General features: G+C 66.5%; 14 protein-coding genes. 10 read left to right on the forward strand and 4 right to left on the reverse strand.

The window, feature by feature from the left end; genetic code table 11:
- Positions 1 to 372 precede the first annotated feature (372 nt).
- The 4 genes from CV102_RS05865 (at position 373) to CV102_RS05880 (ending at position 5,489) form a co-directional block, all read left to right on the forward strand.
- On the forward strand, positions 373 to 2,073 hold the full coding sequence (locus CV102_RS05865) for a nitrite/sulfite reductase (RefSeq protein ID WP_148856955.1): 1,701 nt from the start codon (positions 373 to 375) through the stop codon (positions 2,071 to 2,073).
- Positions 2,063 to 3,817 carry a Coenzyme F420 hydrogenase/dehydrogenase, beta subunit C-terminal domain gene (locus CV102_RS05870; RefSeq protein WP_148856956.1) on the forward strand — a complete coding sequence of 585 codons (1,755 nt, stop codon included), beginning with the start codon at positions 2,063 to 2,065 and terminating at the stop codon, positions 3,815 to 3,817. Before CV102_RS05865 ends, CV102_RS05870 begins: the two co-directional genes overlap by 11 nt.
- A gap of 100 nt (positions 3,818 to 3,917) precedes the next feature.
- Positions 3,918 to 4,808, forward strand: a complete 891-nt coding sequence (locus CV102_RS05875) for an alpha/beta fold hydrolase (protein ID WP_187432866.1) — start codon at positions 3,918 to 3,920, stop codon at positions 4,806 to 4,808.
- A 66-nt stretch (positions 4,809 to 4,874) separates the two neighbouring features.
- Entirely contained in the window at positions 4,875 to 5,489 is a 615-nt protein-coding gene (locus tag CV102_RS05880) for a GNAT family N-acetyltransferase (RefSeq protein WP_148856958.1), read from the forward strand.
- A 56-nt stretch (positions 5,490 to 5,545) separates the two neighbouring features.
- On the opposite strand, the gene CV102_RS05885 is transcribed toward CV102_RS05880, so the two are convergent.
- Positions 5,546 to 6,235 (reverse strand): haloacid dehalogenase type II, encoded by a 690-nt coding sequence (locus CV102_RS05885; RefSeq protein WP_148856959.1) that lies wholly within the window; start codon positions 6,233 to 6,235, stop codon positions 5,546 to 5,548.
- Between the two features lie 188 nt (positions 6,236 to 6,423).
- On the opposite strand from CV102_RS05885, the gene CV102_RS05890 reads away from it, so the two are divergent.
- The 4 genes from CV102_RS05890 (at position 6,424) to CV102_RS05905 (ending at position 11,056) form a co-directional block, all read left to right on the forward strand.
- A complete protein-coding gene (locus CV102_RS05890) occupies positions 6,424 to 7,983 on the forward strand; it encodes a S8 family peptidase (RefSeq protein WP_187432867.1) in 1,560 nt (519 codons plus the stop codon).
- 68 nt (positions 7,984 to 8,051) lie between these two features.
- Complete coding sequence (thiE, locus tag CV102_RS05895) at positions 8,052 to 8,720, forward strand: thiamine phosphate synthase (RefSeq protein ID WP_148856960.1); 669 nt, start codon at positions 8,052 to 8,054, stop codon at positions 8,718 to 8,720.
- Positions 8,717 to 9,547 carry a hydroxyethylthiazole kinase gene (gene thiM / locus CV102_RS05900; protein WP_148856961.1) on the forward strand — a complete coding sequence of 277 codons (831 nt, stop codon included), beginning with the start codon at positions 8,717 to 8,719 and terminating at the stop codon, positions 9,545 to 9,547. The genes thiE and thiM overlap by 4 nt, the downstream gene beginning before the upstream one ends.
- A gap of 111 nt (positions 9,548 to 9,658) precedes the next feature.
- The gene (locus CV102_RS05905) at positions 9,659 to 11,056 is read left to right on the forward strand and encodes a cytochrome P450 (RefSeq protein ID WP_148856962.1); all 1,398 of its coding nucleotides are present in this window, start codon (positions 9,659 to 9,661) and stop codon (positions 11,054 to 11,056) included.
- Positions 11,057 to 11,124: 68 nt separating this feature from the next.
- Here CV102_RS05905 and CV102_RS05910 read toward each other — a convergent pair whose 3' ends face one another.
- Both CV102_RS05910 and CV102_RS05915 read right to left on the reverse strand, forming a co-directional pair.
- The gene (locus CV102_RS05910; protein ID WP_148856963.1) at positions 11,125 to 11,781 is read right to left on the reverse strand and encodes a helix-turn-helix domain-containing protein; all 657 of its coding nucleotides are present in this window, start codon (positions 11,779 to 11,781) and stop codon (positions 11,125 to 11,127) included.
- 74 nt (positions 11,782 to 11,855) lie between these two features.
- Complete coding sequence (locus CV102_RS05915) at positions 11,856 to 12,485, reverse strand: rubrerythrin family protein (RefSeq protein ID WP_148856964.1); 630 nt, start codon at positions 12,483 to 12,485, stop codon at positions 11,856 to 11,858.
- A 32-nt stretch (positions 12,486 to 12,517) separates the two neighbouring features.
- On the opposite strand from CV102_RS05915, the gene CV102_RS05920 reads away from it, so the two are divergent.
- On the forward strand, positions 12,518 to 12,742 hold the full coding sequence (locus CV102_RS05920) for a hypothetical protein (RefSeq protein ID WP_148856965.1): 225 nt from the start codon (positions 12,518 to 12,520) through the stop codon (positions 12,740 to 12,742).
- A gap of 49 nt (positions 12,743 to 12,791) precedes the next feature.
- Here the strand turns inward: CV102_RS05920 and CV102_RS05925 are convergent, their stop codons facing one another.
- A complete protein-coding gene (locus CV102_RS05925) occupies positions 12,792 to 13,652 on the reverse strand; it encodes a sulfurtransferase (RefSeq protein ID WP_148856966.1) in 861 nt (286 codons plus the stop codon).
- 283 nt (positions 13,653 to 13,935) lie between these two features.
- Here CV102_RS05925 and CV102_RS05930 point away from each other — a divergent pair, with 283 nt between their 5' ends.
- Positions 13,936 to 14,751 (forward strand): sulfurtransferase, encoded by an 816-nt coding sequence (locus CV102_RS05930; RefSeq protein ID WP_148856967.1) that lies wholly within the window; start codon positions 13,936 to 13,938, stop codon positions 14,749 to 14,751.
- Positions 14,752 to 14,770: the final 19 nt, after the last annotated feature.

Raw genomic sequence — 14,770 nt, forward strand, 5'->3', positions numbered from 1 at the left:
TCGTCGACCTGGGGTGCAGGAGCGCTTCTATTTCTACGGAAGGGCCGCCAGCCGACGTACGTCACCGATGGGTCGCCAGCACACGGTGAGCCATCAGCACGTATGTCATACCGGAGATTGTTGCCGGCATCTGTCGGATAGCTCGCCTCGCTCGATACCACCTGAAACGCATTGTGGGCCGCCCTGTCTGGTTTTGCGCGCTCGAGTCCGGTCGGCGGTGGCAAGCGTTGCCGGGGTATGCTAGCCCCGACAGGGTTCGCCGAATTGCGGGGCCGTATAGGTGTGGGATGGTATTACCCAGCAAACGATGGTCCTTCAAGAGATACCGCTCAGTTCGGCAATCGTCGGCGCGCCCGCCCGGCGGTGGTGCGGATGAACACGACGGAACAGTACAAGCAGAACAAGCACCCGCTCGACGTCATCGACGACGTCTACGACTACGCCGAGGAGGGTCTCTCTTTCGACGCGATCGAGGAACGCGCTGGCGGCGGCGAGTGGGAGCGCCTGAAGTGGGCCGGCATGTACGCCCAGAAGCAGGAGGGATTTTTCATGATCCGGACCAAGGTCCCGGGCGGCTACCTCTCGCCCGAGCAGGCCGAGGTTATCGGCGAGTGCGCCGAAGACTACGCCGTCGCACCGGAGGAGTACGGCGGCACGGAGCAGAACGAACTCTGGGGTGACGCCTACGTCGACATCACGACCCGACAGGACATCCAGAAACACTGGATCCGCGTCGAGGACGTCCCCGAGATGTGGGAGCGCTACGACGAGGTCGGCCTGACCACGGTCCAGGGCTGCGGTGACTCGGCCCGGAACGTGCTCGGCTGCCCGGCGGCCGGCCTCGACGACCACGAGTGTTTCGACGCCCAGCCGGTCGTCGACGCCGTCTCGGACTTTTTCACCGAGAACCGCGAGTACGCCAACCTCCCGCGGAAGTTCAAGCTCACGATCACGGGCTGTGCCCACGACTGCGCGCAGTCGCAGATCAACGACGTCGGGCTCGTGCCGGCGAAGAAGGAACTGGGTGGCGAGCACCTCTACGGCTTCCACGCCCGCGTCGGCGGCGGCCTCTCCGACGGCCCGCGGATGGCCTCGCAGCTCGACGTCTTCGTCAGGCCCGAAGACGCCGTCGAGTTCACTCGCGCCGTCGCCCAGACGTTCAAGGAACTCGGCGACCGCAACAACCGCGGCGTCTGTCGGATGCGCTACCTCGTCGAACAGATGGGTCCCGAGAAATTCGAGGAAGCCGTCCGCGACCGCTGTACCGTCAAGCTCCCGTCAGCGGGTACCGACATGACGGTCGGCTACCAGGGCGACCACGTCGGCGTCCGCGACCAGAAGCAGGACGGCCTCAAGTACGTCGGCTTCAACGTCATCGCCGGCCGGATGGGCGGCGACGAGTTCGCCGAGGCGGCCCGCGCCGCGAAGGAGTACGGTACCGAGAACGCCTCCGTCCGACTCGCGACGGATCAGAACTTCCTCGTCACCCACATCCCCGAGGAGAACGTCGACGACCTCCTCGCGGAGCCGTTCGCCCAGGAGTACCAGCCCGATCCCGGCCCGTTCTCCCGCGGTGCGGTCGGCTGTACGGGCAACGAGTTCTGCAACTACGCGATCATCGAGACCAAGAAGCGAACCAAGCGCTGGGCCCGCGAACTCGACGAACGGATCGACGTCCCCGACGACATCGAGGCGATCCGGATGCACATGTCCGGCTGCTCGGCCTCCTGCGCCCAGCCCCAGATCGCCGACATCGGGTTCCGGGGCGAGACGGTCAAGCTCGACGACGAAGACAGTCCGAACGACGAGGGAGACAATATCGTCGAGGGGATGGACTTCGGGCTCGGCGGCTCCTTGGGTGCGGACAACGAGTTCTTAGACTGGGTCGAGAGCGCGGTTCCGGCCCACGCCGTGATTCCAGCGCTCGAGCAGCTGTTCGACGCCTACGCCGACGACCGCGAGGATGGCGAGAAGTTCCACGCCTGGTGCCGTCGCGTCGACAACGAGCGGCTCCGCTCGCTCATGCAGGGCGCGGACGCGCCGGTCGCTGGAGGTGTTGCTCATGGGGACTGACCGCGAGGCCGACCGAAGGGAGGCCTCGAATAGGGTGAGTAGCGCGGAGCGAAGCTCCGCGGACCGTTCGAGCGGGCGAAGCCCGCGAGAAGACGGCGACGCCGCGAACTGCGAGGCCGACCGAAGGGAGGCCTCGAATAGGGTGAGCGGCGACGCCGCGAACCGCGAGAACGAACGCGCGTTCCCGGGGGTTCCGGAATCGGACGACGAAGACGACGCCGTCATCGTTCCCGAGACCAGCGGTGACGCGCCGCGATCTCGCGACGGGACCGATCACGCCCGCGACGGCGCACTCGAGACCGACGCTGCAGGCGACAGTTGCGGCCCTGACTCGTGTACCTGCGGCGAGAAAACGCCGAAGACGACGGAACGGGACCAGCCGGTCGCTACCGATGGCGCGGGCGTTGCGAACGTCGACAAGAATGGCGACCTCGGCGACCTCGAGTTCACCGAACCGGCCGAGGACGTCAGCCAGGACGTCGATAACGGCGAGCCGGACGTCCGCGTCGGGGTCCCGGAGGGCGTCGACCTCGACACGCCGACGTATTCGATTCGCTCCGAGATGAACGACATCGAGACGCCGGACGAGAAGACCTGGTTCATGGAACTGGACGAGGCCGTCATCGACGAGGGGCGGTGCATTCAGTGCGGGACGTGCGTCGCCGCCTGCCCCTCCGACTCGATCGGCGTCGGCGAGGACGACCTGCCGGAACTCGTCAAGATGTGTACGGGCTGTTCGCTCTGCTGGGACTTCTGTCCCCGCGGCGGGCTGCGGTACGAGCGCCAGTGGAAGATCACCGGCGGCGACGACAACGTCAAGGGCGCCGGCGACCCGATCACGGAGTTCTCCGCGAAAGTCGAGGACGACTGGACCGACGAGGCCCAGGACGGCGGCGTCGTCACCGGCATGCTCGCGACGCTCCTCGAGGAGGGCGAGATCGACGGCGCGCTCGTCGCGACCGAGAGCGAGGAGGAAGCCTGGAAGGCCGAGAGCTACCTCGCGACCACGGAAGAGGAGCTCATCGAGAACGCCGGCACGGTCTACAACCAGACGCTCGCGCTCGGCAACCTCGACCTGGCGCAGTGGGAGCACAAGCTTCCCGACAAAGAGTGGGACGAGCTCAGCCTCGCCCTGGTCGGCACGCCCTGTGAGATCGAGGGGCTTCGCGCCCTCCAGGACTTCGACTGGGACTACCAGGAACAGAACGAGGGCATCCGCGCGGTCGACTACACGATCGCGCTGATGTGTACGAAGAACTTCAACTACTACAGCCTCATGGGCGAGCAACTCGAGGAGAAGCGCGACGTCTCGCCCGACGAGATCGGCAAGATGGACGTCCTCCACGGCAAGCTGATGGTCTACGACCACGACGGTGAGATGATCATCGAGGAGGACATCGAGAACTTCCACGACGCCGCGCTCAAGGGCTGTGACGAGTGCGCCGACTTCACCGGCTTCTGTGCCGACGTGACGGTCGGTTCGGTCGGCTCGAGCGACGAGTACTCGAGTGTCATCCTCCGGACCGAGCAGGGTGTGAAGGCCTGGGAGCTCACGGAGCCGAAACTCGACTACCACGACTTGGAGGACAAGTCCGCGGTCGGTAAGCTCCAGGGCTGGGACAAGAAGAAGGCCTTCGAGAGCCTCGAGCGACCGTTCGATCCCGACGCACCGCGCTTTATCGACTACACGGACCACGCCGAGAACTACGGCACGGCGATGAACCCCCACGACGAAGGACACTGATCGCGTCCGTCGGTTCAACCGTCTCCGTTCTCGTTCGATCGATTCTTTACCGGTTCCAGTTCGCGTACTGATTAGTGCGCCCGCCGCGATACGTCGAGTCGTGACCCGAGACGGCATCTACCGGTCCGCGAGCGGGGAACGGACGCTCAAACGGCTCTACGAGGATCTTCTCGCGGAACTCGAGGCGTCGTTCAATCGTCGGTGGGTCGACACGCGATTCGGTGAGACGCACGTGCTGGTCACGGGCCCGGCCGAGGCCCCGCCGCTCGTGGTCTTCCACGGCGGCAACGTGGTGAACCCGATCAGCCTCGAGTGGTTCCTGCCGCTTTCCGACGAGTTTCGGATCTACGCCCCCGATACGATCGGTCACCCGGGATTCAGCGCACAGACACGGCTTTCGCCGCGCGACGAGAGCTACGGCGTCTGGGTCGCCGATCTCCTCGACGAACTCGAACTCGATCGCGTGCCGATGATCGGCCCCTCCTACGGCGGTGGGATCGTCCTTCGGACCGCCGCGTACGCGCCCGAACGGATCGAACGCGCCGCGCTCGTGGTCCCCTCGGGACTCGGAACCGGATCGCTGCGCCGCATGCTCCTCGAGATCGTGTTTCCGATGGTCGTCTACCGGCTCCGGCCGACTCGGGTGCGTCTCGAGCGCGCCGTCCAACCCATGTTCTCCGAGCCAGCCGCCGAACTCGATGGGGCGCTGCTCGACGTCGTCGGGACCGTCTTCGAGGAAGTCGAACTCGAACGATCGTTCCCGAAGACGGTGATCGCGGACGAACTCTCGAAGTTCGACGCGCCGACGCTGCTCGCGGTCGCGGCGGACGACGTGTTCTTCCCGCCGGACGTCGTCGTGCCTCGCGCTCGAGCAGCCGTTCCGAACCTCGATCCCGTCATCCTTCTCGAAGGCGAATCACACTTTCCGTCACCGGACGCGCGAGCGGCGCTCCGTGACCACCTCCGAACGTTTCTGACGGTCGACCGCTGAGCCGTCCTCGTTCTGTGGTCGGGGCATCTTCAGCGAACTTATTCACGTCTGCGGGAACCCACGCCTATGGATGCCAGTATCCGAGTTGCGACCCCGTCCGACGCGGCGGCGGTTCGGGACATCTACGCCCCCTTCTGCGAATCGTCCGCGGTTACCTTCGAGGAGACGCCGCCCACCGAGGCGGAGATGGCCGAACGCATTACCTCGACCCTCGAGGAGCACCCCTGGCTGGTCTGCGAACGGGAAAACGGCGTGGTCGGCTACGCCTACGCCGGTCCGCTGCGCAAACGCCGGGCCTACCAGTGGGTCGCCGAACTCTCGGTCTACATCGCCGACTCCGCTCGCCGATCCGGCGTCGGCGAGGCGCTCTACGAGTCGCTGTTCGCCGTCCTCGAGCGCCAGGGGATTCGGGACGGCTACGCCGTGACGACGCTGCCGAACCCGGCGACCGTCAGCTTCCACGAGCGGCTGGGATTCGAGCGACTGGTCGACTTCCCGGCGATGGGCTACGTCGAAGGCGACTGGCAGGACGTCGCCTGGTGGCGGTACCCGATTGCGGAGAAGTCCACTGATCCGGATCGGACTCGCCCGTTCCCGTCGGTACGCGAGGACGACGACTTCGAGGAATTGCTCGAAATCGGCGAGGCACGACTCGAGCAGGCGTCGCGGAAGACGAACTGACGCCTCGCGCTTCTCTCCCGTTCACCCGGCCCGTCTCTTCCGCGAGCGATTGTCGATCAGTTCTCGAGCGTGTCCGCCAGTTCGTCGAGTCCCGCCACGACGGCGTCGGGTTCGGGACCGAACGGCTCCTCCGGATCGCCTTTCCGGTCGAGCCACGCGCCGTTCATTCCGGCGTGGACTGCCCCCTGGACGTCGAACCAGAGCGCCGAAACGTGAACGATTTCGTCGATCGGCGTCCCCGTTCGGCCCGCGGCGTGGCGGTAGAGCTCCGGTGCGGGTTTGAACGTCTCGAGTTCGTGCGCACTGATCGTCTCTTCGAGCAGGTCGCCGATGTCGGCGCTCTCGACCATCGACTCGAGCATCTCGGGGTTGCCGTTCGAGAGGACGTAGCAGTCGTAGCCGGCCGAGCGCAGCCGCTCGATGCTCTCCCGAACGTCGTCGAACACCTCGAGGTCGTGGTACGCTTCGAGGATCTCCTCGCGCTCGTCGTCGCTGCACTCGACGTCGTGGGCCGCGAGGGCGTACGTGAGTGCCTCGCGGTTGATCTCGTAGAACGTCTCGTACGCCTCGAGGTGGTTCGCGACCAGGGTGTACTGCATCGAGCGCTCCCGCCAGGTCCGGGAAACGGGTGCTGGATCGTCGAGGGACGTGTGGTGTTCGAGTGCGCTCTCGACGGCGTCGACGTCGACGAGCGTGCTGTAGGAGTCGAACGTGACGGTGCTGACGGCGTCGGGGTCGAGCGTCATTGGGTGTACGTCGCGTTCCAGCGTGATGAACGCTCGTCCCGCGCCGGACCGGACGTCCCGCGTTCTGAATCGGTGATCGCTCGTGCCCGCCTCGAAATGTAAGCTTATTATTACTACACGAACAACTCTAATTATTTTATCCGTTAGAAAAAACTGGTTTTATATACTAATTCAGAAAATACGACTCTATGTCAGAGGATGACACTCAGTCGAGAATCAATGACTCGAGCGGTGACCGGTTCGTCTCCCGACGACAGATGCTTCGGGCGACCGGCGCCGTCGGACTGGTCGGCACCGCCGGCGTCGCCAGCGGTAACGAAGGCTCGGGTTCGGACTCCGAGCCGTACATCGTTGGGACGGTAGATCGGGGCGGGCGCGACGAAGCGCGACGGCGGGCCGACGAGGTGCGACACGTCCTCAACTTCGGTGGTATCGGCTGGGCCGTCGCCGGCGAGTTCTCCGAGGAAGCGCGGGAGAACCTCCAGCGGCGCAACGACGTCCGATACGTCGAGGAAGACGGCGAGATGGAAGCGATCGGCCACTCGACGGACGAAGATGGCGGTGATCCCTCCGAGGAACAGGTTCTCCCGTGGGGAATCGACCGTGTGGACGCCGAGGTTGCCCACCACGAGGGCGAGACCGGCGGCGGCTCGAGCGTCGCGATCATCGATACGGGGATCGACCCGGAACACGAGACGCTCGACGTGGTCGACGGAAAGGCGTTCGTCTCGTGTATCGGCCTCGGCTGCGAGGAGGACTGGGACGACGACCAGGGCCACGGCACGCACTGCGCCGGAACGGCGAACGCGCTCGACAACGACGTCGGCGTCGTCGGCGTCTCCACGGAAGCGGATCTGTACGCGGTGAAGGTGCTGGACACGCTCGGTTCAGGTTCGATGTCCGACGTGGCCGCCGGCATCGAGTGGACCGCCGACCAGGGAATCGACGTCGGCAGCCTCAGCCTCGGCGGCGGCGACTCCGAGACGCTCGAGGACGCCTGCGAGTACGCCCAGCAGGAGGGGACGCTGCTCGTCGCCGCCGCCGGCAACGACGGGCCCGACGAGGACAGCGTCTCCTACCCCGCGGCCTACGACGAGTGTCTCGCCGTGAGCGCGACCACCGAGGACGACGACATCGCCTCGTTCTCCTCGCGCGGCGAGGAGGTCGAACTCGCCGCGCCGGGTGCGGACGTCCTTTCCTCGCTACCCGGCGACGATTACGAACGGTGGGACGGTACCTCGATGGCCTGTCCGCACGTCAGTGGCGCCGCCGCTCAGCTGATGGAAGACGGATACACGAACGAGGAAGCGCGCGAGCAGCTGAACGAGACCGCCGAGGACATCGGCCTCGCGGAGACCGAACAGGGCAACGGTCTCCTCGACGTCGCCGCCGCGCTCGGCCTCGAGAGCGACGACGATAACGACGACGGTGACGACGATGATGACGACGATTCCGATCCGGTATCCGACCCCGATATCGACGAATTCTCCGTCTCAACCAGGACGAGCGGCCGCTGGAACCGTGCGGACGTCGACTGGACCGTCTCCGACGACGACGGCGCTCTCGAGTCGGTGACCAGCGAGTTGCTCGCCGCGGATGGAACCGTTCTCGACGAGGACTCCTCGAGCGTCGACGGCTCGAGCGCGTCGGGCGAACACGAACTGCGCTCGGAGGAAGAACCCGAGGAGGTTCGGCTCACCGTCGTCGACGAAGGCGGCAACGAGACGAGCGAGACGGGCGCGTACTGATTCCGATCTGCCGGGCGCCGGCGACCTCGAACCCCGTCCCTTTTATTTCGACGTTCGAACTGTCTCCCATGAATCCCTCGAACTGGCGGGCCTACCTCGTCACGCAGGAGTCGCTCTCGGAGGGCCGTTCGACCCTCGAGATCGTTCGATCGGCTATCGAGGGCGGCATCGACGTCGTCCAGCTCCGCGAGAAGGAGACGAGCGCGCGCTCCCGGTACGAACTGGGGCTCGAGTTACGTGAACTGACCGCCGACGCGGACGTCGATCTGATCGTCAACGACCGGGTCGACATCGCGCGAGCGATCGACGCCGACGGCGTCCACGTCGGGCAGACGGACCTCCCCGTCACGGTCGCGCGGGAACTGCTCGGGCCGGAGGCCGTCATCGGCTGTTCGGCCTCGACCGTCGAGGAGGCCGTCGAAGCGGAGGCCGACGGTGCGGACTATCTCGGCGTCGGCTCCGTCTACGGAACGACGTCGAAGAACGTCCCCGCCGACGAGGAAGGGATCGGCCCCGAACGGATCGCCGCCATCGCCGACGCGGTCTCGATACCGATCGTCGGCATCGGCGGCATCACCGCCGACAACGCCGGTCCCGTCGCCGAGGCGGGTGCAGCCGGGGTCGCCGTCGTCAGCGATATCACTGCGGCCGACGACCCGACGGCGGCGACGGAGGAGCTCGTGTCGGCGGTCGAAACGGCGAAGGTACTCGAGGACGCAGAGGATACCGAACGATGAGTTCGATTGACACGAACGGGTCGTCCCTCGAGGACTCCCTTCGGACCCTCGCCGACACCGGGCCGCTGGTCCAGCACCTCACCAACGAGGTTACGATGAACGACGTGGCGAACCTGACGCTGCACTGGGACGCGCTCCCGGTGATGGCCGACTCGCCGGGCGATGCGGGCGAGATGGCCGAACTCGCGAGCGCGCTCCTGTTGAACATCGGGCAGGTGCCCGAACGGAAGGTCGAGGCCATGCACGAGGCGGCCGAGACGGCCAACGACCGCGGGATTCCGGTCGTCCTCGATCCGGTCGGCGTCGGCTCGACGCCGACGCGGGAGGGCGTCGCGGAGGCGCTGCTCTCGGAAACCGAGTTCGCCGTCATCAAGGGTAACTACGGCGAGATCAGCGCGCTCGCGGGGGTCGAAGCCGAGGTGAAAGGCGTCGAGTCCATCGGCGAGTACGACGAGATCGAGGAGACGGCTCGCTCCGTCGCGGAGTCGACCGGTGCCGTCGTCGTCGCCTCCGGCGTCGAGGACGTCGTCGCGGACGCCGACCGCGCCACCCGGATCACCGCGGGCCACGAGCGGCTGGGCGAGGTGGTCGGCACCGGCTGCATGCTCGGCGCGACGATCGCCGGGTTCTGCGGCGCGCTCGAGGATCCCTACACGGCGGCGCTCCACGCCACCCTGGCGTTCGGGCTCGCCGGCGAACGCGCCGCGGAGCTCCCACACGAAGGTCCGGCGAGCTACCGGACGAACTTCCACGACGCAGTCGCCGGTTTTTCGCCTGACGTCGCCGCGGAGTTCGAGCCCGAAGATCGACTCGAGCGCGTCGACTGACGGGTCGTTTTCGTTCGAGTCCGTTCGGACGGCGCTCTATCTTCCGGCGCACATAATAGTTCGAACTGCTTCGAGCGAACACCGATCGGTGCTGCTCTCCAACGTACGCGTATGACTGCTCACCGATCACCTGCCGAACGTGCGGACGCGGGACCGCCTCGCGATCGACCGATCGAGACGTACCCCCTTCCGCCGGAAGCGGACGGCTATCCACTCGTCGGGAGCACCGTCGACGTCGTTCGCGACCCGCTGGGGTTCTACGACCGCCTGGCGACGTACGGCGACGTCGTGCGCTACGAGACGGTCATCGACACCTTCACGGCGCTCTTGCATCCGGATCACGTCGAGCGGGTCCTGCTGGAAGAACCCGACCGATTCGAGCAGTACGACTTCGAAGCGTTCGGGCTGGGAATCGACCCGGAAGGGCTCGTCGACGTCGACGGAGAACAGTGGCAGCGACAGCGAACGCTCATGCAGCCCGTGTTCACCATCGATCGCGTCCGGTCGCACGCGGATTCGATGGTCGAGTACGCGGCCCGAACCGCCGCCGAGTGGGACGACGGGCAGGAACTCGCGCTGAACGAGGAGTTCTCGGCGCTCACGCTGCAGATCCTGACGCGGTCGCTGTTCGACCTCGAGATCGACCCGCGCGAGACGGACGAGGTGATCGCCCTCGCCGCCCGCGCGTTCAACGAGCAACTGGATCCGCGGAATCTGACGACCTTCCTCCCGATCTGGGTCCCGACGCCCGCGAACCGTCGATTCAAACGGACCTACCGCGCGTACCGCGATCGGATGGACGAACTGATCGAACAGCGCCGCCGGAGCGACGAGGAGGCCGACGATCTGCTCACGACCTTGCTCCACGCGGAGGGGCCCGAGGGGTACACGCTGTCGGAGACGGAGATCCGGGACAACATGATGACGTTCATGTTCGCAGGACACGATACGACGTCGCTCGGCCTCACGTACACGTTCCTGCTCCTCGCCCAGCACGACGACGCCCTCGCCCGACTCCGTCGCGAACACGAGCGGGTGCTGGGTGACGAGCGGCCGACGACCGAGCACCTGCCGGAACTCGAGTTCACGGAGCGGGTGATAACCGAGGCGCTGCGATTGTACCCGCCCGTCTACATGCTCTTCCGCCGTGTGACGGAGCCAGTCGTCATCGGCGGCTATCGGATCCCGGAGGGGACCGTGGTGACGCTCCCCCAGTTCTGGCTGCACCGAGACGAGCGGTTTTACGACGACCCCGACAGGTTCGATCCCGATCGATGGATCGAGTCTACCGAGGAGGTGCCCGATTACGCGTATTTCCCGTTCGGCGGCGGCCCACGACACTGTATCGGGATGCGGTTCGCCAGACTCGAGATGAAACTGGTCGTCGCGGTCCTGGCGCGAGCGTTCGACTTCGAACTGCTGAGCGACCCGGACCCCGACCTCTCGCCCGGAGTGACTCTGCGACCGGACGACGACGTCAGGGTTCGCGTCAGCGAGCGATCCACCTGACCGGCGCCAGACGTCGCCGATCCCCGCCGATTTCGTCCGATTCTGCGATCCCTGCGACCGAAACGAGATCAGGTTCGGCCGATCGCAGCGTCCACGAGGATGGAGACGGCGGTCCGCAGTAGCGTGGAAGCGGTGCTCTCCGAGCACTCGAGCGCCTCGGCGACGTCCGCGAGCGTCCCGGTTCGGGGGACCTCGTAGTAGCCCACCTCGCGAGCGGTTTCCAGTGCCTCGAGTTGCCTCGCGGTCAGCCGTCCGGCGAGCGACTCCGATCGATGCCGGTGATCGCTCACCCGCTCGACCTCCACGTCGAACTGACTGGGAACGTACGCGAACAGATCCGAGAGTGCGCGCTCTTCGCCGAGGACGGTGAGGTGAAAGACGTCGCCCCCAGTGTACACGATCGGCGGTACGACGACCACGCCCGGAACGTCGAACACGTGGAGTATCGATCGGTCGATCTCCTCCAGATCGACCTCGACGTAGCCGTAGAACGTCTCCTCGTCGACGGGTGTCGCCTCGAATCGAGTCACCGGCTCGAGCGCCGCGGCCGCCTCCGTCACGTGCTCCAGGTCACCGACCAGCACCGAGACGAACAGCAGCGTCCCCGACTCGTCGTCGACCTCCCAGGAGAGGACTTCCTCCCGACGAATCGCCTCCTCGAACCCCTCCGTCACCGGGAACTGCATCGACTCCGGAACGCGAAGCGAGAGGTCGGCGGACCGCATACGCGACCGTAGGTTGCGATTCGCAAAGAAGGTTCAGCGTCCCTCGTGAGTTCCCGCCCTCCTCCCGACCGTCGTCAGCAGACCGGCTTCGGGTTCGCTCCCAGTTCCTCGAGCGAGTCGACGTACTCGCCGTAGGCGGCCTCGATAGCGCCGCCCGCGGCATCGACGGCTCGCTCGTAGTCCTCGTCGTCGGTCGCGACCTCCTCGAGCAGGTCGGTTCCGCGCTCGAGTTGGTCGTCCAGGTCGTCGCCGAACTCGCGGAACAGCCCCGCGGTCTGCGGGTCGGCGTCGCCGACGAAGTAGCCGACGACCTGGTCTTTCGAGCGCTTGCTCGCGAGGATCCGGCCGAGGAACGCGCCCGCCCGCTCGACGGTGTCCTCGAGGCCGCGCAGGTACTCGTGAAGCGCGGGTACCGTCTCGGGTTCGTACGCCTCGAGTCGCTCGTCGACCGTCTCGTAGTGCTCCCGTTCCTCCGCCGCGGTCGTCTCGAACGCGTCGCGGGCGGCGTCGTGGTCCTCGTCGTCGGCCCACGCGGTGAAGGTCTGCCAGGCGGCGTACTCGGCGTCGGCGGTCGCCTGCAGAACTGGTTCGGTGTCGATCTCTCCTCCGGTCTCGGCGTACAGCGACTTCGACGAGCCGAGTCGCGAGAGCGCGGTGTCGTTTGCCTCGCGAACGGTCTCGAGTACGGCCTCGGCGTCGGTCATGATTCGTCTCGCCGTTCGTTCGGCGGTGGGTTATGGTTGCCGCTACAGGCATCGTTTCGTCGCTTCGCGTCTCGGCTCGAGCCCTCCTCGACCGGACCGCGGCGGTGCGCGGAATCACGACGATCACCTACCGAGAACTCGACGACGACGGGCTGGACGCTCTCGAGTCGACGATCTCCCACCTCGCGGGACTCGTCTCCGCGAGCGAACTCGAGGTCGCCCTGCCGACGGATCTTGCGGCGAACTACGTCCACTGACGCCGCCTCCAAAAAAACCGGTTCCGTAGAGTCCCCGCGACGCTTCGGCTTACTCGCCGGTTTCGACCGGCGCGTTCACGAGGTTCCCCCACTCGGTCCAGGAGCCGTCGTAGTTGACGGTGTCCTCGTAGCCGAGCAGTTCGTGCAGCGCGAACCACGCGACCGACGATCGCTCGCCGATTCGGCAGTAGGCGACGGTCGTCTCGCTGCCGGTAATCCCTTCCTCCGCGTAGAGTTCCTCGAGTTCTTCGGGATCTTTGAAGGTGCCGTCCTCGTTCGTGACGGCCGACCACGAGATGTTCACCGCGCCGGGGATGTGGCCGCCGCGCTGGGCGGTCTCCTGCAGGCCCGGCGGGGCGAGAATCTCGCCGCTGAACTCCTCGGGCGAGCGAACGTCGACGAGTGGCACGTCGCGTTCGATCGCCTTCTCGACGTCGTCGCGGTAGGCGCGAATGTTCTCGCGCGGGCCGGCGGCGTCGTACTCGACGGTCGGGAAGTCCGGCACCTCTTCCGTGGTCGGGTAGTCGTTCTCGAGCCAGTACTCGCGGCCGCCGTCGAGCAGGTAGACGTCGTCGTGGCCGTAGTACTTGAACTGCCAGTAGGCGTAGGCGGCGAACCAGTTCGCGTTGTCGCCGTAGAGGACGACCGCCGAGTCCTCGGTGATGCCGTGGCCGCCCAGCAGCTCCTCGAACTCCGCTTTGTCGAGGATGTCACGTCGGGTCTGGTCCTGAAGCTGGGTTTCCCAGTTGAACCCGACCGCGCCGGGTGCGTGTGCTTCCTCGTAGGACTCCGTGTCGACGTCGACCTCTACGAGCCGGAAGCCCGGGTCGTCGCTCTGGAACTCCTCGAGTCGGTCGGCGACCCAGTCGGCCGAGACGACCGCGTCGGTGGCGTAATCGTTTGTTGCCATGTGCGACACATCGAACGGGGACGACATAGGGGCACGCGAAGCGGTCAATTCGGTCGTCGCTCGACCGTTGCGGTCATCGTTGCCGCTACCTCGGCGCCGTCGATTCCGACTTCCCCTCCGGAGGCGGCCGCTTGCGTCGACTTCGGGGGCAGTCCTAACATATCCGGCTCCCTCGGACGCCGCCGGCGGCGAACTACCTGCAAAGCTTGCCACCGTCTCGGGACCCAGGGGAGACGTGCCGCGACCCGTGTCTACTCGAGTGTGGGCCGGCACGTGCGGACTGATGGACGAATCCGTCGTCGTTGCCCCCGACTGGCTCGCCGCCCGACTCGAGGAACCGGCCGTCCGCGTCGTCGACGTCCGGGACGCCTGGGAGTACGACGGGATCGGTCACGTGCCCGGCGCCGTGAACGTCCCGTTCGACAGCTACCGCGACGAGACCGCCGACGATCCGGGGACGCTTCCCGGGGCGGCGGCGTTCGGCGACCTGCTCGGCCGCGCAGGCATCGATTCTGATGACACGATCGTCGTCTACGACGACACGCACGGCGTCTTCGCGGCCCGCTTCTTCGTCACCGCACGGGCGTACGGCCACGACGACGTCCGACTGCTGGACGGTGACTTCAGCGCCTGGAACCGCGAGCGCGAGACCTCGAGCGACGAGCCGACCGTCGAGCCCACCGACTACGCGGTCGAGCCGTTTTCCTTCGCCGAGAGCCCGCTCGTCGGCCGGGCGGCCGTCGAGGACGTGCTCGAGCGCGACGCCGTGCTGGTCGACACCCGCGATCCGGAAGAGTTCGTGGAGGCCCACCTGCCCGGCGCGGTCCGGTTCGACTGGCGCGCGGTCGTCGACGACGAGACGCGACGACTGAAGTCGGTCGAAGAACTCGAATCGCTGTTCGCCGAGCGCGACATCACCCGCGACCGCGAGGTCGTCCTCTACTGCAACACCGCTCGACGGATCAGCCACACATACGTCGTCCTCCGGGCGCTCGGCTACGAGGACGTGGCCTTCTACGAGGGGAGCCTGACGGAATGGCTCGCGAACGACGGCGCGGTCGAAACTGGACCGGAGTCAGCAGAGGCGTCGAACCGGTAGGGTCGTGCCGGCGGGAGAA

This window comes from Natronococcus pandeyae (assembly GCF_008122205.1).
GTDB classification, from domain to species: domain Archaea; phylum Halobacteriota; class Halobacteria; order Halobacteriales; family Natrialbaceae; genus Natronococcus; species Natronococcus pandeyae.